22 protein-coding genes are annotated in these 23,920 nt (G+C 50.2%); 13 read left to right on the top strand and 9 right to left on the bottom strand.

All coding sequences use genetic code 11. The annotated features are described in order from the left end of the window. The first annotated feature begins 99 nt into the window (after positions 1-99). Both ABLU67_RS19770 and ABLU67_RS19765 read left to right on the top strand, forming a co-directional pair. Positions 100-600, top strand: coding sequence for a hypothetical protein (locus tag ABLU67_RS19770; protein ID WP_057058083.1), 501 nt, complete (start codon positions 100-102; stop codon positions 598-600). Then, positions 597-962: a hypothetical protein gene (locus ABLU67_RS19765; RefSeq protein ID WP_057058084.1), complete on the top strand. Its 366-nt coding sequence runs from the start codon at positions 597-599 to the stop codon at positions 960-962. Before ABLU67_RS19770 ends, ABLU67_RS19765 begins: the two co-directional genes overlap by 4 nt. A gap of 268 nt (positions 963-1,230) precedes the next feature. Here ABLU67_RS19765 and ABLU67_RS19760 read toward each other — a convergent pair whose 3' ends face one another. Next, entirely contained in the window at positions 1,231-2,307 is a 1,077-nt protein-coding gene (locus ABLU67_RS19760; RefSeq protein ID WP_348852504.1) for a Fic family protein, read from the bottom strand. Positions 2,308-2,643: 336 nt separating this feature from the next. Here ABLU67_RS19760 and ABLU67_RS19755 point away from each other — a divergent pair, with 336 nt between their 5' ends. Beyond that, the gene (locus ABLU67_RS19755; RefSeq protein WP_032734444.1) at positions 2,644-2,910 is read left to right on the top strand and encodes a hypothetical protein; all 267 of its coding nucleotides are present in this window, start codon (positions 2,644-2,646) and stop codon (positions 2,908-2,910) included. Positions 2,911-3,021: 111 nt separating this feature from the next. Continuing rightward, positions 3,022-3,675: an HNH endonuclease gene (locus tag ABLU67_RS19750; protein WP_348852503.1), complete on the top strand. Its 654-nt coding sequence runs from the start codon at positions 3,022-3,024 to the stop codon at positions 3,673-3,675. A gap of 55 nt (positions 3,676-3,730) precedes the next feature. On the opposite strand, the gene mobH is transcribed toward ABLU67_RS19750, so the two are convergent. The 4 genes from mobH to ABLU67_RS19730 form a co-directional block, all read right to left on the bottom strand. Next, the gene (gene mobH / locus ABLU67_RS19745) at positions 3,731-5,320 is read right to left on the bottom strand and encodes a MobH family relaxase (protein WP_348852502.1); all 1,590 of its coding nucleotides are present in this window, start codon (positions 5,318-5,320) and stop codon (positions 3,731-3,733) included. A gap of 172 nt (positions 5,321-5,492) precedes the next feature. Further along, the gene (locus ABLU67_RS19740; protein WP_348852501.1) at positions 5,493-5,864 is read right to left on the bottom strand and encodes a hypothetical protein; all 372 of its coding nucleotides are present in this window, start codon (positions 5,862-5,864) and stop codon (positions 5,493-5,495) included. A gap of 65 nt (positions 5,865-5,929) precedes the next feature. Then, positions 5,930-6,835 (bottom strand): zincin-like metallopeptidase domain-containing protein, encoded by a 906-nt coding sequence (locus ABLU67_RS19735; RefSeq protein WP_348852500.1) that lies wholly within the window; start codon positions 6,833-6,835, stop codon positions 5,930-5,932. Positions 6,836-6,899: 64 nt separating this feature from the next. Then, on the bottom strand, positions 6,900-7,190 hold the full coding sequence (locus tag ABLU67_RS19730) for a hypothetical protein (protein ID WP_014908067.1): 291 nt from the start codon (positions 7,188-7,190) through the stop codon (positions 6,900-6,902). A gap of 333 nt (positions 7,191-7,523) precedes the next feature. On the opposite strand from ABLU67_RS19730, the gene glgS reads away from it, so the two are divergent. After that, positions 7,524-7,724, top strand: a complete 201-nt coding sequence (gene glgS, locus ABLU67_RS19725) for a cell surface composition regulator GlgS (protein WP_020845974.1) — start codon at positions 7,524-7,526, stop codon at positions 7,722-7,724. Between the two features lie 38 nt (positions 7,725-7,762). Here the strand turns inward: glgS and ABLU67_RS19720 are convergent, their stop codons facing one another. Then, the gene (locus tag ABLU67_RS19720; protein WP_348852499.1) at positions 7,763-8,635 is read right to left on the bottom strand and encodes a phosphorothioated DNA-binding restriction endonuclease; all 873 of its coding nucleotides are present in this window, start codon (positions 8,633-8,635) and stop codon (positions 7,763-7,765) included. A 211-nt stretch (positions 8,636-8,846) separates the two neighbouring features. Here ABLU67_RS19720 and ABLU67_RS19715 point away from each other — a divergent pair, with 211 nt between their 5' ends. From ABLU67_RS19715 to ABLU67_RS19695, 5 genes are all read left to right on the top strand, one after another. Then, entirely contained in the window at positions 8,847-9,767 is a 921-nt protein-coding gene (locus tag ABLU67_RS19715; RefSeq protein ID WP_348852498.1) for an HrgA protein, read from the top strand. An 87-nt stretch (positions 9,768-9,854) separates the two neighbouring features. Then, a complete protein-coding gene (locus ABLU67_RS19710; protein ID WP_348852497.1) occupies positions 9,855-12,395 on the top strand; it encodes an N-6 DNA methylase in 2,541 nt (846 codons plus the stop codon). Next, positions 12,388-13,695: a restriction endonuclease subunit S gene (locus ABLU67_RS19705; RefSeq protein WP_200535450.1), complete on the top strand. Its 1,308-nt coding sequence runs from the start codon at positions 12,388-12,390 to the stop codon at positions 13,693-13,695. The genes ABLU67_RS19710 and ABLU67_RS19705 overlap by 8 nt, the downstream gene beginning before the upstream one ends. Next, a complete protein-coding gene (locus tag ABLU67_RS19700; RefSeq protein ID WP_348852496.1) occupies positions 13,688-16,954 on the top strand; it encodes an HsdR family type I site-specific deoxyribonuclease in 3,267 nt (1,088 codons plus the stop codon). The genes ABLU67_RS19705 and ABLU67_RS19700 overlap by 8 nt, the downstream gene beginning before the upstream one ends. After that, on the top strand, positions 16,951-17,658 hold the full coding sequence (locus ABLU67_RS19695) for a SprT family zinc-dependent metalloprotease (protein ID WP_079775619.1): 708 nt from the start codon (positions 16,951-16,953) through the stop codon (positions 17,656-17,658). Before ABLU67_RS19700 ends, ABLU67_RS19695 begins: the two co-directional genes overlap by 4 nt. On the opposite strand, the gene ABLU67_RS19690 is transcribed toward ABLU67_RS19695, so the two are convergent. From ABLU67_RS19690 to ABLU67_RS19680, 3 genes are read right to left on the bottom strand one after another with little or no spacing between them, the layout of a single operon-like run. Further along, positions 17,642-19,144 (bottom strand): conjugal transfer protein TraG N-terminal domain-containing protein, encoded by a 1,503-nt coding sequence (locus tag ABLU67_RS19690; protein ID WP_348852495.1) that lies wholly within the window; start codon positions 19,142-19,144, stop codon positions 17,642-17,644. The two genes, ABLU67_RS19695 and ABLU67_RS19690, sit on opposite strands and share 17 nt — an antisense overlap. Beyond that, positions 19,141-20,502, bottom strand: coding sequence for an integrating conjugative element protein (locus ABLU67_RS19685; RefSeq protein ID WP_348852494.1), 1,362 nt, complete (start codon positions 20,500-20,502; stop codon positions 19,141-19,143). The genes ABLU67_RS19690 and ABLU67_RS19685 overlap by 4 nt, the downstream gene beginning before the upstream one ends. An 11-nt stretch (positions 20,503-20,513) precedes the next feature. After that, on the bottom strand, positions 20,514-21,446 hold the full coding sequence (locus ABLU67_RS19680) for a TIGR03756 family integrating conjugative element protein (protein ID WP_348852493.1): 933 nt from the start codon (positions 21,444-21,446) through the stop codon (positions 20,514-20,516). Positions 21,447-21,659: 213 nt separating this feature from the next. Between ABLU67_RS19680 and ABLU67_RS19675 the strand changes: the two genes are divergently transcribed. From ABLU67_RS19675 to ABLU67_RS19665, 3 genes are all read left to right on the top strand, one after another. Continuing rightward, positions 21,660-22,250 carry a tyrosine-type DNA invertase gene (locus ABLU67_RS19675; protein ID WP_032718898.1) on the top strand — a complete coding sequence of 197 codons (591 nt, stop codon included), beginning with the start codon at positions 21,660-21,662 and terminating at the stop codon, positions 22,248-22,250. Positions 22,251-22,616: 366 nt separating this feature from the next. Further along, complete coding sequence (locus ABLU67_RS19670; protein ID WP_032734432.1) at positions 22,617-23,129, top strand: fimbrial protein; 513 nt, start codon at positions 22,617-22,619, stop codon at positions 23,127-23,129. Positions 23,130-23,236: 107 nt separating this feature from the next. Continuing rightward, positions 23,237-23,917 carry a molecular chaperone gene (locus tag ABLU67_RS19665; RefSeq protein WP_049094644.1) on the top strand — a complete coding sequence of 227 codons (681 nt, stop codon included), beginning with the start codon at positions 23,237-23,239 and terminating at the stop codon, positions 23,915-23,917. The last annotated feature ends 3 nt before the right edge of the window (positions 23,918-23,920 follow it).

The raw sequence follows: 23,920 nt of genomic DNA, 5'->3' as shown, positions 1-23,920 counted from the left end.
CAATCACCTTTGGATATTGGTTTCTGTACTATTATGAAGAGGGTATTTTAGTTCAAATTGTACAAGGCTTATTGGCGTGGTTAATTTATGGACAATAAAATGGAAATCTTTTCGTGGGCAAATTTCGGAAATGTTCTAACTTGGTTGTCAGTATTTGCATCGATCGTTGGTGGCATATACACAATCTTGGTATATATCAGAGTGGCAGATATAGAAAATAAATATCTCGTTAAAGTTAGACTTCCTGAACTGATTTCAAAGCTTCAGGATCAAAATAAAGATTTACCAAAACTTCTTTCTGAATTTGAACAAGACAATACTAGTAATAAGAAAAAAAGCGCAGTATCCGCTTCTGTTCACTCAACAATAATAATATTGGAAGATGTTAAACGGAAGTTGGAACTTGATAAAAATCAGTTTAAATATTCAAGCCCTCCAATATCAAAATGGTTACTTTCAGTAACAGATGAAAAATTATCTAGAATGCTTAGCTCCAGACATCTCGACATTGAAGGATTATGGGGAATCCAATCAGAGTTAAGCAGTGTAATTATGCACTTAGAACAAATAAATTTAGATTTAGGATGGACGAGATCATGAGTGATAATATTATACAGTTGATCACGCAATTAAATAGATACACCTTGAATGGAAGTATATCTTGGAGGAGGGATGATGCTCCTTATAATATCATTCATGGTTCGGATTCATATATACCTCTATTTTTTAGCGTTAATTTCAATGGAACTAAGTTTGGGATCTATGAAGAGAAGTATAGATATTACACAGATGTCGATGAGTTTTACTGGACGTCTCAAATCGTTCTTTGCATCCTTGATGATAATAATCTTGAGGTATGGAAGTATAAAGAAAGATTTTCTGTCCTTAATGACCTTTTTGATAATGTTAGGTATAAGCAATCAGGGATTGAAGATATTTTAAGCAAGCTCCCAAAAAACTAAGTGTATAAAGCAGCTTTGAAAGGAGCTGCTTTTATATGAATTTCTTATTGGTTCCTAGAATATAAATCTCTATGGATTTTATTCATATATCATCTAATGTTAATATGGTTTTCAATCTAATTGACTTAGCTTTGTATGATAAAATGATTATCAATACAATAAGATATTAATCATGCCTGCTTCAGCTATCACATCGCCATTAATGTCAGGTTTTGCTAAGGTCATCATTAGTTCTGGAAAAATCTGAGCTAACACTAATTAATACACTTTACTGATTCAATTCCTGAACCAACCTGGTGTTGATATACAGCTTTTCTCGACCAACGCTCATTTCTTCCAGCACGCCTATCTCGACTAACTGTTTGAGATACGCTGATGCCGTCTGGCGTTTAGCGATACCTCGTTCAACAAGGTTATCGATCCGGCAATACGGTTGCGCATAGAGCACCTGGATGAGTTCATAGGTATATATTTTTGGTAGCTTCTCACGTACATACTCGGTCGTTTCTGCCATCAATGCCCGAACAACCGCAATCTTGTCAGTCGTCCATCGGGACGTGTTTTCTACGGCCTCCAGCATAAATAATATCCACGATTCCCAGTCTCCTTCATCTGTTACCCTACGCAAGAGCATGTAGTAATCACTACGTCTCTCCAGAATAAAGCGGGACAGGTACAGGATAGGCAGTGAAAGTAATTCATTTTGAATCAGGTAAAGAATATTCAGGATACGACCTGTTCGCCCATTCCCGTCCGGAAAAGGGTGGATGCACTCAAATTGATAGTGTGCAATAGCCATTTTCACCAATGGGTCTAAATCATCATCGCCATGTATGAACTGCTCCCAGTTCGCCAATAAGTTACGGATGGTATCTTCACCCACCGGGGGGGTATATACCACGCTGTTATTCTGATCGCGCAGTACTGTGCCCGGTGTTTTCCTGATATCGGTCTGAATTGCGCGTAATTTGGTGCAGATAGCGATTGCGGTGTTTGTGCAAAGTGGATAGGTCTCAAGATGGGTATAACCATCATAAAGCGCCGTACGATAGCGCAATGCTTCTTTGGTTGCTGGATCTGCTCCGTCTGCACGATCAGCATACTGAAAGAGCTGATCGCTGGTCGTTACGATGTTCTCAATGCGTGAGGAATCTTTCGCTTCCAGCATCGGGAGAATGTTAATCAACAATCCCTGATCGGGGATCAACTCACCCGCCGTTTTCAGCTCTGCAATTGCCGCGCGCGCATTTATACACGCTTTTAGTACATTACGTGTTTCTATCTGCTGCAGATCAGGCGGCAGTTTTGGCAGATCGTTGTAAGGGGCTTCGGGATTCCAGCTCATATGTTTATAAAAACCGATTTCATCGACATATAGACATCATATGTCGATGCTATAAGCATGTCACGGCATCATGTTTAAAAAATCGTGTTTTATCGACATATCGCCGCAACGTGTCGATGGCATAAACATGTTTTGGCAATATGTTTAAAAAAATGCTTTTTATCGACATATCCTCAGACGCTTGGCGCAGACAATCTGGATTTGTCTCGGAAGAGACTTCACTACCTGAGATGTATTAACCTTTAAATGAGGTCTCTCGGCAACCTTGCAACTGCAAAAAATGCCCCTATTTCATGGCTAATTAACCGCTAAATTCTGCCATGGAGGAAACTACCGATGTTACCCCGGACACACCGCCAGCTCGTAAGCGTTGAAGTGATGTGGCCTGCTCAGACGCTACCGCTTCCCCTGCAACAGGTAGTCGAAGCATTGAATCAGGGCGAAACGCCCGATCAGATTATTATCCGCATGAACCAACAGGGGCTGCTGGCGTGGCGCGAATACGCATTCGAGCAGGATACACACGATGTCTTTCAGGTGCGGCTGGACAATCAGCATGAAGCGCGGTTTCTCTGCCGCTACGTTACGCTGCCGCTGCACTGATGTCCGTATCCCGGTAACGCGAAATTGAAGAGTGCTGTTTATCCCCGGATAAATTAATATGCTATAAAATAAAGAGTTAGCATATGTCGTTTCAGGGATGATGAGTTGTAAATGAAGAAGAAACTGCCAGACCAGCTTACCAGGGAATGCATTATTGCGGCTATGCGCGCCTATGATGAAGGTGTACGCCACCAGTTCAGCGAGTCCCGGCTGTATGATGTGATCTTTGAAGGGCGCAGTTATCCACCGAAAGCTATAGTCGGTATTGCTGCTTCAAATATGACAGGCGTTGAGTTTTCCCCTGAAGATTTTAGTGGTGGTATCAAGTCGAAATGCGTCAAGTTGCTTACCGATCAAGGGTTTCAGATCGTTGAGAAAAATTTGGGTAACGAGCAGCCTGCCATCAGTATTTTTCCTGATGAACTGCCGCCGCAGAGCGTATTTAATGAAGGTGCAGCTACGCAGGTAACGGTTAACCGCTATGAACGCGACCGCAAGGCCCGCCAGGCCGCATTAGCCTGGCATGGTTGTCTGTGCAAAGTATGCGACATTGATATGATGAGGGTGTATGGTGAGATAGCAAAAGGTTTTATCCATATACACCACCTGATTCCGCTATCAGACATCAAAGATAATTACTCTCTGGATCCCAAAAAAGATCTTATTCCCGTCTGCCCTAATTGCCACGCCATGTTGCATCGGCGTAATCCGCCTTTTTCGCCTGAAGAATTGAAATCAATTATTGAATATCATGCGGCTCTTTAGGTATTAAAGCCCATTCGCTGTAGCTCGGTGGAAGAGAGTATTTTGATATAAATTGCTATTCGCGCAGCAACTTCAGCCACGGATTATTCGCCGGCACTTTCTCCCCAAACACCAGCCCCGGATCTTCCATCAGAAACCCTTTCAACTGACTACTTTTCTTTTGTGGCGCGCGAACCTCGCAGGTCCAGATAAAACTGTCATCATTACTGCGCAGGGCCAGCCCTGACTCCTGAAACATTCGCTGTGCCAGCTTCCAGCCGTCGCCGGTGTCTCCAGTGGTTTCTGATGCGTATATCTTAAAGATCCCCGGTGAAATCAAGAAAAGATGGTTTTCCACCACATGTATCTTGCCGTTCCGGGTATTCACCGTGCCTGAAGGGCTGGTGTGGTTCTTCAGCCACTGCAGGAAGTTGTTATTGTCACCAAGCCTCGGGTCGTCTGCTATTTCCGGCAGCGGTTGAGTGGGGGCGCTAAGTTCAGGGACGGGTTCAGCTTCGCTTACCGGCGTCACATTACCGGCAAAACAGGCGGGACGTTGTTCGCCTGGCTCCCATATTGCAGACGTTGTTAGGCGCAGCAGCGTCAGCGGTTCAACGGGCGACCAACCCTTATCCGATCGAATAATGCAGCGCCAGATCGCTTTATCCTCATTGGCAACAATAAGCTGATGCGTCAGCAGTTCGTCAAACAGGCGGTTATTGTTTTCCGGCACGCTAGATACGCCATGCTGGAGCAGCCAGGCGCGAACCCGGTCGGCGGTGGTTTTGCTGATAAGCCACAGCGCATCCTCCGTCAGCCAGCCATCGGATCCGCATTCGGGATTATTCAGTCGATAATCGTTCTGCACCAGCGACCGTAGGGCTGTAAGAAGCTGCTGGGGAAAGGAAGAGGGCTTTTGTGCCAGCGCAGTTTTGATATCGCCGCCGAGGTATCGGGCGACAGAGGCTTTATCGGCCTGCTGTACCAGTTCCGCCAGCGCGCCAGCGCGTTCGTAGTGTCCGGTGATCTGATAAATCAGGGACGCAAAAACCGTGGGATATCCGGCCAGCCAGTCCAGTAATGGCGAGGGTATCAACTGATTAATCAGCATTGCGCTAGCCGCCGGATGCAGATGATAGTCGCGACCGTGGCTCTGGTACTGCCAGCGATAAGGCTGTGCCAGATTACCCTGCCACGGATGCCAGCGGGTGCCATCACGTTGATGAATCTCCATATCCACGGCGATTTTTCCCGTATCGTGCAGTAATGCCGCGCAGACCACCGTGACCGTCCATGCGCTGGCCTGCCGGGCCTGTTCTTCCGCACCCGCTTCCGGTGGCAGCAGATAACCTTGGCGCAGCCGGATGGCGTTGCAGGCAACTTCCAGCGAATGATCCAGCAACCCGCCGGGAGTGGAATGGTGATGACTTTGTGAGGCGGGCAGCAGTTGTACCAACGCGGCGAAGCGATGAATCGCCGTGAGGATCCAGCTATCAAACAGGGTATCCGGCAGCGGGGTCAGTTGCCGTAACTGGTGCAAACAGGACTGGCGTAACGGTGTCGCCAGTAACTGTTCTGCGGATTGTGGTGCATACCAGCCCTCCGGCAGCGCAGCGTCTGGCGCAGGTGGCTGGCTCTGGGATGGTCTTTGTAGCCACTTCAGCATATTTCCCCTTTCCGGGCAGGCCCCTTTGCCCTTGTCGCCCTTCCTTTGCAGTTTCTCCCTTTAGGCCTTTTATATTTTATTAGTAAAAACAGTATGCTCTGATGTGCATATCTAGCGCTATATTTCTGATCGACGAGGAAAAGTGACCGACATATTGTCGGCCACTTTAAAACTACCACCAGGCATAAAACATCAACCTGTCTCGTTCAAAATCAAACGTCTCCAGCGTCTCCTTCACCCAGTGGGTGACGGCGCGGACATCTTTCCAGTAGTGTTCTCCATAATCGGTATAACCATAGAAAAAGCCGTCAATCGTGGGATAAACCGCGCCGCAGTTATCCGGCGTCAGGCTCTGCAGGTCACTCAGAAGCGCCTGCATGTGTGCTTTTGTGATTTCTAACAGCACCTGGTTACGCACCAGCCCAACGTGTTTATCCACCCATTTGAGTAATGGGTTCACCTTGCGGAAATAACCCACTCTGGCGTACTGGCTTTCATCGGGCGCGTTTTTTGCCCGTTCGAAAAAGAAAAGATCGAGTCCCATATCTCACTCCAGAAAAAAAGGGGAGCAACTCCCCGACGGGGAAGACTCCCCGTGCGGGTGGGCTGTCAGGCGCTAAGCTGACAGGGTTGTGGTACAGCGTTGAGCAGCCATTCACTGGCGTGGCGCGCCATACCGCTGGCGCGGATCACTGCCCGCTTGTCCTGGCGCAGAATATCCAGCCAGTAGCCGATATAGCTGGCGTGCTGGAGCCTGCCCTGAATGCCGCAATGGGCGCACAGGAAGGCGCTACCCATCTCCGCCACTAATTCTTCAGCGGCGTAGAGCGCTTCGGTGCGTTCCGCTTCGGCAATACCGGGGCGGTTCAGGCGTGAAGCGTGTCCGGTAGCGTGCGTCAGTTCATGCAGCAGCGTGGCGTAGTACGCCTCGCTGCTTTCAAACTGTTGCGGGTGCGGCATCATCACCAGGTCGGTCGCGGGTTTGTAATACGCTTTCGACTGACGGCGATGGCGCAGCGTCACTCCGCTGTTCATTGCAATGGCTTCGGCCATCTCCACAGGCTCTGCGGGCCGGGTAAACGGCTCGGACAGCGACTGCGGCAGGCCGTCGCACTGCGATAGGTTAAACAGCCGAAATTCACGAATGATCCCGAAATGCCGCACCTTCGGCTCGCCGTCTTTATCCAGCAACGGCTGGCCGAGTGCATCGGTCTCTTCCTGTGTGCGCGGCAGATACAACACCGCCAGAGAGGATTTCTCCCCCCGGCGCACCTGCCCGCCGAGCGCGCTGACCTGATGGAACGTCAGCCAGCGGTCGCTGGCGAAGCTCTGCTTGTCGGCGCTGTTCCACAGCAGCGGCACGTTAATGCCGTGATACGGACGACCGGATAACGCATTGATCGGGAACGGCGGCTCGCCATCGCGCCACGGGCGGATCCACGGCACATTGCCGTTTTCCAGCTCAGCAATAATCTGGTCGGTGACTTTCTGGTAGATATCGTTGCTTCTGTCCATTGTGCGATCCTCATGGAAGAAGCCGGAACCACCTCCGTCCGGAAGTGACTCCGGCGGAGAGAGGTTATGCCTGTTCAGCCATCGAGACCTGCACATAGTGGCCGTGATAGTTGAGCGACAGCGGTAATGCGACAGGGACTTTCATATCGCCCTGCGGCGGCTGGCAGTAGATCGTAAAGGTGACTTTCTTGCGGGACGTCCCGGCGGTGCGCAGGGTCAGCAGTACGGCGAGCAACAGATTGCCCAGCCGTTCTTCCACCTGCTGCGGGTCGGCGGGAAACTCCACAGCGGATTGCCAGACATCAGGGGCGATAACCACCGGCATTAACGACGGTTTTTTATCGAAAAGCGACATGGTGTTTCTCCTGTAAATGAGCAGGGAACACCCTTCGCAGGGCGTTTCCCTGCGGGATGGAATGGTACGGGTATCCTGCGCATCTGCGCCGTTCGCGCCTTCCGGATACATGGCGAACTTACTGCATGGCTGGCGGTAGTGTTTTCTGCGCGGGTGATAAAAGGGAGGGGAAAATCATTACCGGGGCTGAAGAGTTTTGTCGTTCCTGAAATGTGAACGCAGGCAGATTGATGCGCACGCATCGCTCAAAAAATGATCTTTTTCAGGCGGATACTGAAATCAGAAAAGCATATGACCTTGAACAGTAAGCACAATGACTGGAGGGATATGCTAATGAACCAACAAGATATAAACGCATTGAAGAATTTTGATTTTCTGGCACGCAGTTTTGCCCGTATGCACGCCCTGGGCCAACCAGTGGATATCGATGCCGTGACCGGCAATATGAGTGATGAACAGCAAGCATGGTTCCGGGAGCGATACGACCACTACCGAAAGCAGGCTGAGCGGGCGAGAGTGATAGAACTGCGGTGATATAACGAACAACGGGCCTAACGGCCCGTTGCGTATTTTCAGGCTTTGAAAATCTGCTTCCGGTGCCAGCCGACATACTGTTCAGCAGGCCACTGCGTTTTGTCATAAGGGAGGAATAACTGCTGGCCGTCCCGATGCCAGAACAGATGGTCTACCACCGGACTACGACTGACGCCGCCGGAGATGCGGATGGTCATACTCTCATCCAGCCCGAACGCCCCCATATCAAACGCGTCATGGTGTAATGTACAGAGCGCCAGTCCATTGTTCACCACGCACGGACCGCCATATGCTTTCCAGTGAATATGCGCCGCTTCAATACCAACCAGCGCGCCATCGAGTCTGAGATCGTAACCACAGAACGCGCACCGTGAGTGGTAAGCGCGAAGAACGATATCCCTGAAACGCGGATCGCGGTTTCTGGAGCGATCGATAAAATCGAATCCCAACTGGTTGGCAAGGATCCGCTGAATACTTTCCGGGAAGCGATCGGTGAGGATCTTCTGGGCCAACTGGTCGATCATCTCAGGGTGGGCCAGCAATTGTTGGTAAGCCGCCTCATCGAAGCCGCCCGCCACCTGGTTATCAATCAGTTCTTTCTTTGTCGGCTGAGTATTGCCCTTGCGCGGTTTGCAACCTTCTGCGTGAGCGATCTCCCAGAAGCCGTCGGTTCGCAGTCGCCAGAAAGGCATATTGGGATAGTCGGTGCGTCGCTTGGGACCAAACTCTTTCAGCTGGCGAGTAAGCGGTTCGTGGATTTCCAGACCGTAGTTAAACAGGCGTGGATGGCCTGCTTTGTACTGCGACAGTACATACAACAGCAGTAGCGGTTTATGCGGCGCGCATACGTCACCCTGATGCCAGACAGAGACGTTGGAGATGGCGGATTGCAGCATTTCTGAAGAGAGCATAAGAATGAACCGGGTAACAGGCTGATGTTATTGCGATCATGCTCGCAAAAGCGGTGAAATTCAATTGCGGTTCGTCACGTTGGTGAGAGAGAAATCGATGCTTTATGTCTGTAACACTGAAAGGTAAACTGAGCTCATCCACAGGAGTTGTAAATCACGCATCGCTTAAAAGCTGATACGTAAAGCCGTGCGTACAAACGCAGGAAGGCATATGACCAGTCGTCCCCAGATGATAATCAACGTGTTACAGGCTAATCCCGGCCAGCAGTTCACTGTCCGCCAACTGGCGCAGAAAATTATCGATCACTACAGCGCAGAACTGGCTGAAAAGCGCAAAAATCCGCGTTTTGCTAGCGACGAAGATTTTTTAAGTCAGATAACCGCAGAGGTAGGCGGTAGCCGGACTGTTAAAGCGAAGGCGATGTGTCCGCAGGTGATGACTCGTGATAAGCCAAGGCCGCGCCTGTTTTACTGGGGGGAATCTGTGGTTGAAAAAACAGATTCCAATGTGGCACCCGAACCAACAGTTGAAACTGTAAGCCTTACCGAGCACTCGTTATATCCGATCCTGATTGATTACCTTTCACAGGAAGAAGGGCTGTTGTGCCGTCGTATTGACGAAAAGCGCTCCAGCAATAACAAAGGGTTGGGTGGCAACCATTGGCTTTATCCCGATATCGTCGCATTGGAGCCTCTGGATAAAGAATGGGATGATGTGGTGCAAAACTGCGTTCGTCATAGTGAAGGACGTTTAACTCGGCTGTGGTCTTTTGAGGTGAAAAAGCAGCTAAACCGTAGCAACGTGCGTGAATGTTTCTTCCAGGCGGTCAGCAACTCCAGTTGGGCGCATTTCGGCTATTTGGTGGCGACTGAAATTAACGAAGATAAGCAACGTAGTGTGGAGCGTGAGTTGCAGATGCTCTGTGCGCTGCATGGTATTGGTGTGATCCTCCTCGATCCACATGACTTCAGTAACAGCCAGACGTTGATCCCGGCGCGGGAACGTACCAGTGTCGACTGGCAGTCAGTAAACCGTCTGGTGGAAGAGAATCGGGATTTTAAAGATTTTATTGAACTGGTGGGCGAGTATCACCAGACAGGAAAGATTCATAATTCGTTGTGGAACAAATAATTCATAGCAGTTAAACAATAAATTTACGAGGCTATGGCTTACAAGCAGGTAAGACTGTAGTTAACGAGGCAGTATTCTGAGAAACACATGAAATTAACCCTTACCCAGCTTGAAACATTGCTGCTCCGCGCTTGTGATGACCTGCGTGGCAGCATGGATGCCAGTGAATACAAAGAATATATTTTCGGCATGTTGTTCCTTAAGCGTGCCAGCGACCTGTTCGATCAGCGTCAGGCTGAACTACGTAAGCAGTTTGAAGATCAAGGGATGTCCAAACTGGACATCGAGCTGGCTCTTGAAGATCCCGACAACTACTCAGGTAAGTATTTCTATGTTCCTCCGCGCGCACGCTGGAACGAAGAGTGGGAAGAGATTGTAGAAGAGAAGGATGGCACTAAAAAAGCGGTCATCCGACCGGCCCTGAAGCATGTGAAAGTTGGGGTTGGCGGCGCGTTGAATAAAGCGCTGGAAGCGATCGAAGAAGCTAATATCGATGTTTTACAGGACGTATTGAAAGGCATTAACTTCAACCGCAAGATTGGCCAGCGTACTCTGGATGACGATACCTTGGCTGATTTTGTACAGAACTTCGAGAAAATTCCGCTTAAAGATGAGGATTTTGAGTTCCCCGATCTGCTTGGGGCAGCATATGAATGGTTGATTAAATTCTTTGCTGACTCTGCGGGTAAAAAGGCTGGAGAGTTTTATACCCCGGCGGAAGTCGTGCGGATCTGTGTTGAGATCTGCGATCCTGAAGAGGGCATGAGCGTTTATGACCCGACCGTTGGCTCGGGCGGCATGCTGATTCAGATGCGTGACTACCTGCGTGAAAAAGGCGGTGATGCGGATGAAATCGCGCTCTACGGCCAAGAAAAGATCGGCACCACTTGGTCTATTTGCAAAATGAACATGCTGCTGCATGGAATTTCGCATGCTGATATTCGTCAGGAAGACACCCTGCGTGAACCACAGCATCTGGATGAAAAGGGTGAATTAAGACGTTTTGACCGTGTGGTGGCTAACCCGCCATTCAGCCAGAACTATATTAAGAAAGATATTAAACACCCCGGACGTTTTGCCATTTGGCTGCCAGAGAAAGGTAAGAAAGCGGACCTGATGTTTGTTCAGCATATGTTGTCTGTGCTGAAACATGATGGGCGTATGGCGACCGTTATGCCTCATGGTGTGTTGTTCCGTAGCGGTGATGAACGCGAAGCGCGTAAATACTTTATCGATCACGGTTATCTGCAGGCCATCATTGGCTTACCTAGCAACCTGTTTTACGGTACGGGGATACCGGCCTGTATTTTAGTGATGAATAAAGAAGGTGCTGCAAAGCGTAAGTCAGTTCTGTTTATCAACGCCGATCGTGAATACAGCGAAGACAAAGCACAGAATCATCTGCGTCCGGAGGATATTGATAAAATTATCAACGCGTATCGCAACGGAAAAACGATCCCGGGCTATGCGCGCGTTGTTCCAACTGATGAGATTATCAAAGAAGATTACAACTGTAATATTCGTCGCTACGTGGACAATGCGCCGCCGCCGGAACCCCACGATGTTCGTGCGCATTTACATGGTGGTATTCCGCTGGCGGAAATCGAAAGTCTTGGCCATTTCTGGCAAAACTATGCCGGGTTACGTGCAGATATTTTTGCACCCCGTGATGCTGAGTATATGAATTTCGGCCCCACTTTGACTGAAGAGCGTGATATTGCTGAGTTTGTTACCCGAAATGCGGGTGTACTACAAGCGAATCAGACGTTCATGACGCAACTTGAGGCGTGGTGGGAGCAGAATCTCCCGATTGTGGAAGCGTTAGCCCCTGACGCTGCCAATCAGCAGGCCCGGCCACGTAATGTTTATGTAATGCGCAGCCAGTTGATGGACAGCATTCATGACGCATTTGCGCAGCAAAACTTGTTAACTTCCTTCCAGGTGCGTGGTGCTTTTGCCAGCTATGTGAATTACTTGAAGGCGGATTTCAAATCTATTGCTGCCAGTGGTTGGGGAGCTGAACTGATCCCCGATGAGGATATTCTTCAAAGTCAGTTCCCTGAGGTACTGGAAGAGCAGGCAAATGCACTGGCCCGTTTAGCCGAGCTGCAGGCGTTATTTGCCGCGGCGGATGATGAGGACTTTGAAGACACCGATGATACTGGTGTGATGACCTCTGAGCAGGTGAAAGAGCTAAAAGCAAAGTTGAAAGATGCTAAAGGCATGGTGAAACTGTGCAAACGCGATCCGGGATTGGGAAGTGCTGAAGAATATCAGGAAAAGGTTTCCCAAATCGAAGCCCAGTTGAAACGCCATAAAGAACTGGAAGATGAAGCCAAAGAACTGAAGAAAGTGATTAAGGCAATAGAGAATAAGCGTGATGAGCTGGTTTTAAGCGCTCGTGAGAAAATATCACAGGATGAGGCTCGTGTGGTTATTCTTGCGCGATTAAAACAGTTATTGTTAACTACTTATAATCGTTATCTACGGGCAGAACAGCGAGCTTGTATTACTGCAATTGAAAATTTGTGGTTTAAATATGCGGTAACTGCTAAAGAAATCGAGGAGAAGAGGGATAAGGCTTCTCAGCAATTGCGTAGAATCTTAGCGGAGCTGGGATATGAGTAAATGGATTCATGGGTTTTTGGATGATGTAACCTCTTACCAAAAGGCAGGAGGTACGCCGAGTGTATCTAATCCAGCTTTTTATGATGGCGATATTCCTTTTGTCCTTATTGAGGATATGACAAATTCTTATCGGTTTTTAACAAAAACAGGGAAGACATTAACATTAGAGGGCTTAAATAATAGTTCTGCGTGGTTGGTACCTAAAGAACATATATTGTATTCAATGTATGCCACTGTAGGAAAACCTGTAATAAACAAAATAGATTGTGCGACCAATCAAGCTATCATAGCTTTAAAAGCAAATGATAAAGTTCATGATAATTATTTGTTCTATTGGCTGGAATATATTAAACCGTCGGTCTGGCGGTATACTACTCAAACCACACAGTCGAACCTCAATGCAGGTATTGTTCGACGCCTACCTATTTCTTACCCCGAGAATAAAAGTATTCAGGAAAGAATATCACAGATATTAACTTTAGTTGATGATGCCATTGAGAAAACTCAATGCTTAATACGAAAATATAAGAAAATAAAAAATGGTATGATGCTTGACTTATTAACGCGGGGCGTTAATGCTTCTGGTGAATTACGGGAGAGTTATAGGAGTGCACCGCATTTATATAAAATGTCATCCCTTGGGTATATTCCAAAAAACTGGTCTGTTGTCAAACTTGAAGAATTGCTGTCACCAATAGCAAACAACTTCAGAAGTGGCCCTTTTGGAAGTGCTTTATTAAAATCAGAGTTGGTTGAAAAGGGGATTCCTTTTTTAGGAATTGATAATATTCATGTTGAGTATTTTGATAATACGTTCAGGCGCTTTGTTTCGGAAAGAAAATTTAATGAATTGCTAAAATATGCTGTTCGACCCAGAGATGTGGTTATAACTATCATGGGAACAGTAGGAAGAGCAGCTGTAATACCTAGTGACATTGAGCGAGCATTATCATCTAAACATTTATGGACAATGACCTTCAATGAATCTCTGATTGTCCCTGAGCTAGTATGCTGGCAATTGAATCATGCTCCATGGGTTAAAGCTTGGTTTAGAAAAGAAACACAAGGAGGAATAATGGATGCGATACAATCAAAAACATTACGTTCGCTAGAACTTCCTCTGCCTGGAAAAGAAGAACAATTACAATTGTATGAAAAATATTCCTTAGTTACAAAAAAATTAAAGACAGAAGAAATTAGCTTGAAAAAACTAATAAAAGAAAAAAATGGTTTAATGCACGATCTCCTCACTGGTAAAGTTCCTGTACATTCAAAAGACACAGAGGCCCCCCATGTCTGAATACACGGAAGTTGAACAGCCCTTTTTGCAGCAATTGCAATCACTGGGCTGGACGATTATTGACCAGGGACAGGACATTCCCTCCGATCCGGCTAAAAGTATGCGTAGCAGCTTCCGACAGTGGCTGCTGCCGCAGATTTTTACTAACTCAGTAGCGCACTTAAATGCCGGATCAGACGGAAAAACATGGTTAACTGACAAACAGTTACAGGATCTGCAAGAGCAGATCCTGCGACAACCCAACCGTACTTTACTGGAAGCTAATGAGGCGATCCAAAAGCTACTGTTTAAAACACAGGTGGATATTAATAATGTCACCGGTGAGTCTGACCCGATAGTAAAATTAATCGATTTCGAACACCCTGGAAATAATCACTTTCTGGCGATAAACCAGTTCCGGATTGATACCCCGGGTTGCGTAAAACAATTTATCATTCCCGATATTGTTTTATTTATCAATGGTATCCCGCTGATTGTTGTGGAGTGTAAAAAGGGTGGTCCAACCTGTTCTAATCCTATGGCGGAGGCATATATTCAGCTCCAGCGTTATATGAATGACCGTAAAGCAACAGCGCTGCAGGGGTTAAAGGAGGGAGAGCCGCGTTTATTCCACAGTAATTTATTTTCGGTCAGAACGACAGGCGTTGAAGCGGATTACGGCACGATTACTTCTGGAGAGGAGCATTTTTATCCCTGGAAGACACAATGGCCACAGGAGGACAATGTTGCCAGCGATATGAATGCGCAACAACAGCTAATCAAAGGCATGTTAAATAAAGCGAATCTGCTATCCATCCTGCGTACATGCTCTGTATTTATGGATACCGATGCTGGCCCGCGCATCAAGGTTGTCTGCCGTTATCAGCAATTTCGCGCCGCTAATAAGATCTTACAGCGTTTACGTGAAGGTAAAACCACAGAAGAAAAAAGTGGTGTAGTCTGGCATACCCAGGGGTCGGGTAAGAGCCTGACGATGGTTTTTGTTGCCCGAATGCTGCGCGTTTCAAACGATCTTAACGATTATAAAATCATACTGATCAACGATCGTCTCGATCTGGAGGAGCAGTTAACAGCGACGGCACAACTGATTGGTGGACGAGTCAATGTTATTGAAAGCAACAATACGCTACGAAAAGAATTAGCCACCAACACTTCCGATATCAATATGGTGATGGCCCATAAGTTTCTGGTCACGCAGGAAAGCCTCCCCGTATCCGTTGCTAAAGCGCTGGGAACCTACCAGGCCATTCCAACGGGCAAAACATTTGGCGTAGTGAATACCTCTTCGCGAATTGTGTTAATGATCGATGAAGCACACCGTACTCAGAGTTCAGACCTGGGGAGTAATATTTTTGAGGCCTTCCCCAATGCGGCCCGCATTGCCTTTACCGGAACGCCACTGATTACAGAACGCCACGGTGAGAAACGTACCGTCAAACGCTTTGGCGAATATATCGATAAGTACAAATTGATGGATGCCGTTGAAGATGGCACCACATTGCAGATCCTTTATGAAGGCAGGACTGCTGATGCCGCGTTGAACGATAAATATGGCTTTGAAACGCAGTTTGAGAATCTCTTTAAAGACAGAACGGAAGAAGAATTAGACGCTATTAAGAAAAAGTATGGCGCCACTGGCGACATTCTGGAAGCAGAGCAACGTATTGCCGCTATCGCGCGCGATATGGTGAAACACTATCTGGAGCATATTTTTCCTAATGGCTTTAAAGCTCAGGTGGTATGTCACTCCAAACTGGCGGCAGTTCGTTACCAGAAGGCGATCCATCAGGCATTAAAAGAGAAAATGGATGAGCTTGAATCTGCAGACGTACCTGACCACGAATTAATTAATCGGATCAAGTTCCCCAAAGCTGCGGTCGTGATATCCAGTGATGGCACCAATGAAGCGGCATTTATTACCGAGACACGTAAACAAGCCCGCGCCTGGAATGCGGTAGAAAATTTCTGTAAGCCATTTGCATTTGATGATCCTGATAAACCTTATACAGGAATCGCCTTCCTGGTTGTCTGTGACATGTTATTAACCGGTTTTGATGCGCCGATAGAGCAGGTTATGTACCTGGATAAAAAAATCCGCGAGCATACGTTACTACAGGCAATTGCCCGTACAAACCGGGTAAAAAAAGGGAAACAACGTGGTTTTGTTGTGGATTATATCGGCCTTACTCACCATCTTACTGAGGCATTAACTCTTTATGCAGCCAGCGACGAGCGCCAGGAGCTGGCCGAAGGATTAAAAAATATTAATTCAGAAGTTCCGGTGCTGCAGGAGCGCTATCAGCGCTTGTTGAGTTTGTTCTCGTACCATCATGTTAATGGCATCCATGATTTCCTTGAGGGACGATTACCCGACATAGCAGCAGAAGCAGCTGTGGTAAATGATGCTGTTCGTTTGCTGAAAGACGAGAAACTGCGGGCGGATTTTGATGTGTACCTGAAAAAATTCCTCAGCAGTCTGGATATCATCCTGCCGCATAGTGCGGGTCAAGTTTATCGTATTCCGGCAAAGCGTCTGGGATATATCCAGCGAGTGACCAAAGAGCGTTATAAAGACGATTTGCTGGATTTGGGAGATGCTGGCCAGAAGGTACGCGATCTGATTAATCAGCACCTCATCAGTCTGGGGATTAACCCTACGGTTCCTCCCGTTGAATTGCTCTCAGATAACTTCATTGAACAGCTAAACCAGCATACCAACGGCAATGATGAGGCGAAAGCCAGCGAAATGGAGCATGCAATTCGTAAGCATTGCACTGTTCACCATGATGAAGATCCAGCTTTTTATAAGAGTCTTTCGGAAAAAGTGGAACAATTGATCGACCTGTATCAGGATCAATGGAAGAAGCTGGCGGAAGAGTTAGAGAAACTGCGTAACGTTGCGATTACCGGGCGCCAGGATGGGGAAGAGGGGATGAGCCGGGAGGCCACTACGTTTTATGAACATATTGCTCATGAAGCGTTCCCGGGCGGAGAGATACCCGTGTCAGTAAAACCCAAAATTAAAGCGCTGATGGAAGCAATTGTTGAACTTCTGCAACAAAGCATCGGCAGCATCGATTACTGGCACAACAGCAGCAAACAAAAGAAAACGCGCAGTGAGATCAAAACGGCTCTGACGCTAACCGGAGTTCCTGAATTAAAACAGGCAAGAGAACGAATTGCGGTAGAAATTATGAAACTGGCAAAAAACCGACATAGTGCGTTACTCCAGAACTCAGCGGAGAGCAAAAAACCATGATGTACAGACGGGTGAAGGACATCGACTATCATCTCGCGCCAGGTACCACCCGGCGTACAACGGATATCGTTATCGAAAGAGACGGTCAGGTCATTGTTCGCCCGCCAGTACACTTTACTCCTGAACAGGCGGATACCGTTGTTTTTCAGAAACGCATGTGGATTTATCGTAACCTGGCTGAGTGGAAAGATCTTAATGCCACTACGGTGGCGCGTGAATGGGTAAACGGCGAGACCTTTCTCTATCTGGGGAGCATGTATCGCTTATCTCTGGTTTCCGATCAACATCTACCGTTACTCCTGAAAGATGGACGCTTCTGCCTTAATCGGCAACTTATTGAAAAAGGCGGCATAGCCGCAGCGAAAGGCGCGTTTGAAGACTTTTATATAACTAAAGGCCAGCAGCGCATCAGAGAACGCACTCTGTTTTTTGCGCCCAAAGTCGGAGTGAAGGCAGAAACAATCCGGGTGAAGGAAATGGGATATCGCTGGGCCAGTTGCGGTCATAGCGGTACGCTGAATTTCCACTGGAAATGTATGATGGCCCCCGCGAAGATCCTGGATTACATCGTGGTCCACGAGCTATGTCATTTTCACCATCGCAACCATACGGACGCTTTCTGGAATGAAGTGGATAAGGTGATGCCTGACTGGAGAGAGCGCAAAGAGTGGCTGCGTAAACATGGCGCTAGCTTAGACCTGTAGTTTTCATCAACAGGTGGGAAGCACGACTCCCACCTCCCTTAACATCCCCCGCGCCCGCAGACACAACCCCGGCCACAACCCCGCCAACCCTCACTCCCGCCCACGTCAGCGCCCCAAGCCAGAACGCAGGCAGCACCACAAACATCGTCCCCATCACCACATTGACGATCAAATCATCAGAAGCGTTCTGCAACCCATACAGGTTGAAGTGCGAAGCACCTTCTGCGTTGTAGATAATTTCCATCAGCCAGCTATCCAGCCAGCGGGCCAGCTCCCACCAGAAGGAGAGGAAAAACAGGGCAAACTGGACAAAGCTCAGCGTGATCACGCTCTTTAGCTCCCAGGCGGAAAATAACAGGATCACCGGTATAAGAACGACCAACGCCATTTCGAGGAATGCCTGCACCATCGGCAACGCCTGGCGCACGCCATCGAAGGCAGGGAACAGCGCGAGGCTGGAAACCGACATTCCGGCGATACTCCCCAACCGGCTTAACGCTTGCGATGCATTCAAGTTATCTCCCGCATTCCCGCCAAACCCGTTGTACACCAGCCCGCCCTGTGACACCTGCATATTGCGCGGGCTCACCAGCGAGCGCAGTACCGCTTCTTCGTACTCCTCTTTCGACTGCCCCAGTTTTTGCAGACGCTGCCAGAGCGTGGTATCGACCTGCTTCAGTAGGCGGTTTTTCAGCCCCGCATCACCATCGGACCACCACTCTTTACACGCGGGATAGCCTCCGCCACCTGTATTGCTCAGGCCATCATCGCGGCTGGCGTCATAAGGCCAGGCGGCACGGGGTGAGCGGGAATGATCATGGTCGTAATAGCCTGGCGTGGAGAGGTAAAAAGACGATCCCACCCAGTCCACTTCCCGGCTTTGCTCCTCACTGATATCGCTACCCAGCCGTTTCAGGCGCGTGCGCGATGGCCCATAGCAGTCGTTAACGAAATCCTGTAATTCCTGTGCCAGCGCTGGATCAACGATCCGGGTGTGCTGCACTTCAAAGCGCAACTGGCGCAGGTCCGGCTTGCAGGGCAAGACGGCGACGGCGGCGCTGGTGATGCCTTTGCCAAGCGCATGAGTGAAGTACCACCACACCGGAACGGAAGCGCTCTGGCCGCTGAGTTCATTAATCAAAGGTGCATAGCCGGAATCGCCGGGCTGTACCACCGACCAGCCGCACTGCTTCGCGCGCTGGCTGTCGTATGTAATGGTATTGATATCTACATTGAGGAACGGCACACCCGCGAAGAAGATCACCAGCAGGGCGCTGTAGAGTGAGTGCTCCACCCAGACGACCAGCAGGCGGGCGACGTTGCCTTCGTCCGCCCCCTGGCCGCGTGCTTTCAGCCACAGGGCAATCAGTTTTGCCAGCAGGGGCAGGGCGAACAGCCCGGTGGCGGTCAGCGTCTGCCACACGCCGTTGTTCACCAGCCAGCCGAGCAGGGTGAGCACATACTCGAAATAGCTGTTGGCGGTCATCGCGGGCTGTCCGGCTGCGGGTTATTCAATTGATGTAAGCGGCGGTCGCTATCGTCCGGCACCTCCACCGCCTGTCCCTGAAGCTGATCGCGCTGCTGTTTGCGTTGTAGGATCTGGCTGGCGGTATTGCGCGTCAGCGCCTGGCGGAAATCGAGTTCCAGCTTAAGCTGGCTCAGCTCTTCATCCAGTTGGGTGGTGGTTTTGCCTAAGCTGTCCTGCGCTTCTTTGACGTTGGCGATATTGGGTTCACGCATACCTGCGAGCAGCGTGCGCCGGGCCAGCAGCGCCTGTTCGGTGACGCGGGCCAGCGCCAGTTCTCCCGCCAGCCGTTCGGTGAGGACGGTGGCGTCCGGATCGTCGCGCAGTGCCTCGACCACGCCGCGGGTCAGTTGCATGGATCCGCCGGAGGCTTTCGCCAAATTGTCGAAGCCGGGTTTCTGACTGCCATTAACCAGATCTGTCAGGAGGGGCAGGATCCTCGCCTTTTCTTCGTCGATCAGCGGATGTAGACCGATCCCTGCCTGTGCGCCGGAGCGTGCGTCCGGATCGTCGGTGGCCTGCGCCACGCTGATGGTCTGCTCGCCCAGCACGCGGGTCATCCATCCGGCGGCCTCTTCAGGGGATGTCCAGGTGCTACAAAGTTCCCCGTCGCATTCGGAGGAGGTAAGAGACGTGGTGCTGGTGGCGGGCTGCTGGTTGAGAATATTCCAGCCTGCGGCGGTGGCGTCATGGACTATCTTAATCGGCGGCTGACCTTTGCCGCCGCGCTTTTCGCCACCTATCCAGCGTTTACCCTTTTCGGCTGCCTCTTTTGCCGCTTTCTGGTCGGTGCGGATGGCGTCATTATCGCTGGCGGCGAGGGACTGGTAATTCTCCGCTTTGGCTCCGGAAAACCAGGCGGAGTCTGCCGCCAAATCGGTCATCTTCTCCGCCATTTTCTGGCAGTTCAGCAGCGACTTATCAAAATCCAGCCGCCCCTGCAGCACGCCGTTGGTCAGCAGATCATAAAGCTGCGGATTGGCGCGCTGGATAATCATCGCGGGTAGGCTGGCAACCGCCCCGGTGGCACTCTGGATAACGTTGCCCATCAGCTGCTGGAAGCCGTCGGTGATCCCGTTTAGCTGGTTGCGCACCGTGGTGTCGATGTCGAAATTGCCGCACATCATATCGGCATTCCAGCCAATGCCCACACTGAGCGGCGAGGGGCTGCGGCGCACGGGTGGCGGCATTACCGCCTCGCCGCCGCCAATCTGGTAGTAAAGCAGGTCGTCAACCGCGCCTCGCGTGCGGAAGCTGTAGTCGTCTGCCGCCACGCAAACCCAGGCGAAAAACAGTAAGACCAGGCAAAGGACTCTCATCGCCGCCTCCGTTAACCCGTACTGCCGAGGAAGGTTTGCCCCCGGCGCGGACAGCATTTGTAAGGCCGCCACAGCGTCCAGGCGTACGCACCATCCTCGGCCAGCTTGTCGGCGTAAGTGTCGGTGGCGCTGCCATCCGGGAACACCGAACAGGCGGCGGATTTTTTCGGCGTGAGCATCTGCCAGCGATGGTTATCGCTGTCGCCTTCGATAACTGGGGAGGGCGGCCAGTACCCGGCGCGGGATGAGGCCGTCAGCGGTGTGTAGATATGCGGTTGTCCGGTACGGGTCACCAGATCGGCCACGCGCTGGGCGATAACGGCGGCGGCTTTATAGTCGTGCGTCTGGCTGATGGCTCCGGCTCGGGGATAGATATTGCCCCACATATCACCGCTCTTGCCCACTTCACGCAGGCCCGGCGTCAGCGCTTCTGGCCATGTCATCTCCGGTACGCCACTGCGCCAGGCCAGCACATCTAGTTGACTCAGGAAATACGGTTCAAAAGGCTGCGATGACGGCGAGCAGATATAACCAAACTGGGTGAAAAACTTTGCCAGTTCATCGCCTGCCGGGAAGCCGATAGCATCGGCATTTTTAAAACGGATCTTGCTGTGCTGGCTTGCAGAACGAGGATTAGTATCGCCGCCGCCTTCGGCAACACCGGGCAACGGTGGGCTGAGTAACGACATCTCCGCCCACGGATTCTGCCCGGTGTTGCTGTAAGCCGACACCACCAGATCCGGGCGGAAATGACTGACCTTCACTGACGTGCGCACCGTACAGCCGAACGGCGTGCAATAGAGCCAGTAGCACAGGCCGACAACCCGGTAGCTCACGCAGTCCGGCGACAGGGCGGAGGTTGCAATTTCCGGCGTGGTAATGGCTCTGAGCGGGAAAGCGGCGCACAGGAAGAGTGGCAACAGAAGAGTAAAACGGTCTGGCATAACGCCTCCGGCAACAGAGTTTTCTTCTGCCGGGTGTAGCGCAATGCTCATACGATCACTGCTGAAAACTGGAGTCAGCCCGTGAAAATTGTTGAGTCTGTCATCAACCTTTGCCGGGCTTTCTGGTGCTATTCTGTGGTTCAGGCCGGGCTACGAAAGTGGTTCCGGCCTGTTTTTTTCTTCATTTTTTATTGTGTTTAAGGAGCAAGACTTATGCCAGTAAAACGAAAACATCTGACCCGCCATGAAGTGGGACAGATACTGCTTGCAGCGGACAGAGGGATCCATTTTGAGCGGGATTACTGCCTGATTCAGATGTGTTTTTTACACGGTCTGCGGGTCAGTGAACTGTGTGGGATGCGCCTGTCGGATATCGATTTGGTAGGGCGTTCGGTCTATGTCCGACGGCTGAAAAACAGTCTCTCAACGCAGCATCCGCTGTTTGATGCCGAATTGCCCGCGTTGATGCGCTGGCTGAAGGTGCGCCGCCGCTGGCGGGAGGCAGACAGCGACTGGCTTTTTCTGTCGCAGAAAGGAGGCCCGTTGTCGCGCCACCAGGTCAGGTTATTGCTCAGACGTTATGGCGAACTGGGCGGCGTCAGCATTTCCGCATATCCCCATATGCTGAGGCACGGATGCGGCTACGCGCTGGCGGACCTGGGACGTGATACGCGTTTGATACAGGATTATCTGGGGCACCGGAACATCCGGCATACGGTGATTTATACAGCGACAAATACGCAGAGATTTATGAATGTCTGGGGGAATATGAGAGAAAACCACACAATTAGTGCCAGAATGTAAAGTAGTATCAGAAAAATTTAGCAAAGTGTCAAAATTTTTCTGAGACCCCTTTTGATAACGGATTATCTCTCTGTTTTTAAATAAAAATAAAACGTAGCAGATATATGATGTTCCTCTGGCCCTTGCTGGCAACGTGCTTTAGAGGTTCACGTTGCCAGTTTTCATTCGCTCACCGCTTTACTGTTTTATGCCATTCCGACCGTTCTTTTCAGCCAGCGCTGACATTTTATTTTTCACTGTCATCTTCCACCAGATTTTCTTCTGAACTCACCACTCTGGCACTAACGGGAAAGTCTCCCGTAGGTTTTTTCACCGCCAGAGTGAAGCAGGGCTGAGCCCTGAACGATTGTTCACAAGGAGAACTGTATGAAACAAATGATGTTAAGCGCGTGTTTTTTGCTGGTGGCGGGTAACGCTTTAGCCGCTGACGGAACCATTCATTTTACCGGAAGCATTACCGATCAAACCTGTACCGTCGATACCGGCTCACAAAATCTACCGGTTGATTTAGGCAACGTCGCGCAGACCGCTCTTAACGGTGCTGCAGGGATGAAGGCGGCACCTACGCGTTTCACGCTCAGCCTGAGTGATTGCCCTGACACCGTAACGGGGGCAAATGTGAAATTTGACGGTACCTCTGATGGCGTAAACCAGAATCTGCTGGCGCTGGATAGCGGCACCGGGATCGCTACCGGCGTGGGTATCGAAATTGCCGACAGAAATGGCACCGCGATCCCGCTGCATACGGCATCGACGGATTACCCGCTGGCAGAAGGCACCAATTCGTTGGACTTTATCGCTCGCTATGTCTCTACCGGCACCGCGGTCACAACCGGCACGGCGAACGGTACCTCGCAGTTCACCATTAACTACAAATAACGCTGTGCCGTCGCGGGGTACATTCCTCCTCCCATCCTACCCGGTGTACCGCCGCATAACAGGGAACGTTTCGCAGGGATGCGTATTTTTCGCCCGGAGATAACAAGATGAACAGGTATGCAGACGTTGCGCTGGCGCTATTGCTGGCCTCCTTTACCGTGCAGGCGCAGGCCGGAATAGTGATTGGCGGCACACGCGTCATTTATGACGGAGATAAAAAAGAGACCTCCGCATCCATTCGTAATCCCGAGAAATCCAGTGTTTATCTGGTACAAAGCTGGGTGGACAGCGGTGAGCAAAATGCGAAAGCGCCGTTTATCGTTACCCCGCCTCTGTTTCGTATTAACCCGGGTGAAGAGAATATCCTGCGCATTGTGCGTACCGGGGGAAATCTGCCGCAGGACCGGGAGTCGGTCTTCTGGCTCAATGTAAAATCCATCCCCGCGACTGATGACAGTAAACCCCGCACCAATGTGCTGCAGGTGGTGGTGAAGTCGCGCCTGAAGCTGTTCTACCGTCCCGCCGGGCTGGAAGGTCGGCCCGAGACCGCTTATCACCAGCTCTCCGTCGCCCGCAGCGGCAACCGCCTTACCATCAGTAACCCTACCTCTTATTACGTCACGCTATTTACCCTCAAGGTGGACGGGCAGGAGATTAAAGACGCGGACATGGTGCCGCCGAAAGGCAGCGTGAGTTTCACGCTACCCTCGGCATCTGTCTCCAGTGTGAGCTGGCAGGCCATCAGTGACTACGGCGGTGTCAGCCAGACTGAAAGCCGCAGGCTGTGAGGG

Origin of the sequence: Klebsiella sp. GN_Kp190 (assembly GCF_040061795.1) — a bacterium.
GTDB lineage: Bacteria > Pseudomonadota > Gammaproteobacteria > Enterobacterales > Enterobacteriaceae > Klebsiella > Klebsiella michiganensis.
The sequence above is the reverse complement of the archived record's forward strand: the minus strand, read 5'-3'. Positions and strand labels throughout refer to the sequence as shown.

What these genes read in the sequence shown, in the direction of transcription:
- ABLU67_RS19770 (WP_057058083.1), top strand. Translation starts at nt 100, where the DNA reads ATGGAAATCTTTTCGTGGGCAAATTTCGGAAATGTTCTAACTTGGTTG.
- ABLU67_RS19765 (WP_057058084.1), top strand. Translation starts at nt 597, where the DNA reads ATGAGTGATAATATTATACAGTTGATCACGCAATTAAATAGATACACC.
- ABLU67_RS19760 (WP_348852504.1), bottom strand. Translation starts at nt 2,307, where the DNA reads ATGAGCTGGAATCCCGAAGCCCCTTACAACGATCTGCCAAAACTGCCG.
- ABLU67_RS19755 (WP_032734444.1), top strand. Translation starts at nt 2,644, where the DNA reads ATGTTACCCCGGACACACCGCCAGCTCGTAAGCGTTGAAGTGATGTGG.
- ABLU67_RS19750 (WP_348852503.1), top strand. Translation starts at nt 3,022, where the DNA reads ATGAAGAAGAAACTGCCAGACCAGCTTACCAGGGAATGCATTATTGCG.
- mobH (WP_348852502.1), bottom strand. Translation starts at nt 5,320, where the DNA reads ATGCTGAAGTGGCTACAAAGACCATCCCAGAGCCAGCCACCTGCGCCA.
- ABLU67_RS19740 (WP_348852501.1), bottom strand. Translation starts at nt 5,864, where the DNA reads ATGGGACTCGATCTTTTCTTTTTCGAACGGGCAAAAAACGCGCCCGAT.
- ABLU67_RS19735 (WP_348852500.1), bottom strand. Translation starts at nt 6,835, where the DNA reads ATGGACAGAAGCAACGATATCTACCAGAAAGTCACCGACCAGATTATT.
- ABLU67_RS19730 (WP_014908067.1), bottom strand. Translation starts at nt 7,190, where the DNA reads ATGTCGCTTTTCGATAAAAAACCGTCGTTAATGCCGGTGGTTATCGCC.
- glgS (WP_020845974.1), top strand. Translation starts at nt 7,524, where the DNA reads ATGAACCAACAAGATATAAACGCATTGAAGAATTTTGATTTTCTGGCA.
- ABLU67_RS19720 (WP_348852499.1), bottom strand. Translation starts at nt 8,635, where the DNA reads ATGCTCTCTTCAGAAATGCTGCAATCCGCCATCTCCAACGTCTCTGTC.
- ABLU67_RS19715 (WP_348852498.1), top strand. Translation starts at nt 8,847, where the DNA reads ATGACCAGTCGTCCCCAGATGATAATCAACGTGTTACAGGCTAATCCC.
- ABLU67_RS19710 (WP_348852497.1), top strand. Translation starts at nt 9,855, where the DNA reads ATGAAATTAACCCTTACCCAGCTTGAAACATTGCTGCTCCGCGCTTGT.
- ABLU67_RS19705 (WP_200535450.1), top strand. Translation starts at nt 12,388, where the DNA reads ATGAGTAAATGGATTCATGGGTTTTTGGATGATGTAACCTCTTACCAA.
- ABLU67_RS19700 (WP_348852496.1), top strand. Translation starts at nt 13,688, where the DNA reads ATGTCTGAATACACGGAAGTTGAACAGCCCTTTTTGCAGCAATTGCAA.
- ABLU67_RS19695 (WP_079775619.1), top strand. Translation starts at nt 16,951, where the DNA reads ATGATGTACAGACGGGTGAAGGACATCGACTATCATCTCGCGCCAGGT.
- ABLU67_RS19690 (WP_348852495.1), bottom strand. Translation starts at nt 19,144, where the DNA reads ATGACCGCCAACAGCTATTTCGAGTATGTGCTCACCCTGCTCGGCTGG.
- ABLU67_RS19685 (WP_348852494.1), bottom strand. Translation starts at nt 20,502, where the DNA reads ATGAGAGTCCTTTGCCTGGTCTTACTGTTTTTCGCCTGGGTTTGCGTG.
- ABLU67_RS19680 (WP_348852493.1), bottom strand. Translation starts at nt 21,446, where the DNA reads ATGCCAGACCGTTTTACTCTTCTGTTGCCACTCTTCCTGTGCGCCGCT.
- ABLU67_RS19675 (WP_032718898.1), top strand. Translation starts at nt 21,660, where the DNA reads ATGCCAGTAAAACGAAAACATCTGACCCGCCATGAAGTGGGACAGATA.
- ABLU67_RS19670 (WP_032734432.1), top strand. Translation starts at nt 22,617, where the DNA reads ATGAAACAAATGATGTTAAGCGCGTGTTTTTTGCTGGTGGCGGGTAAC.
- ABLU67_RS19665 (WP_049094644.1), top strand. Translation starts at nt 23,237, where the DNA reads ATGAACAGGTATGCAGACGTTGCGCTGGCGCTATTGCTGGCCTCCTTT.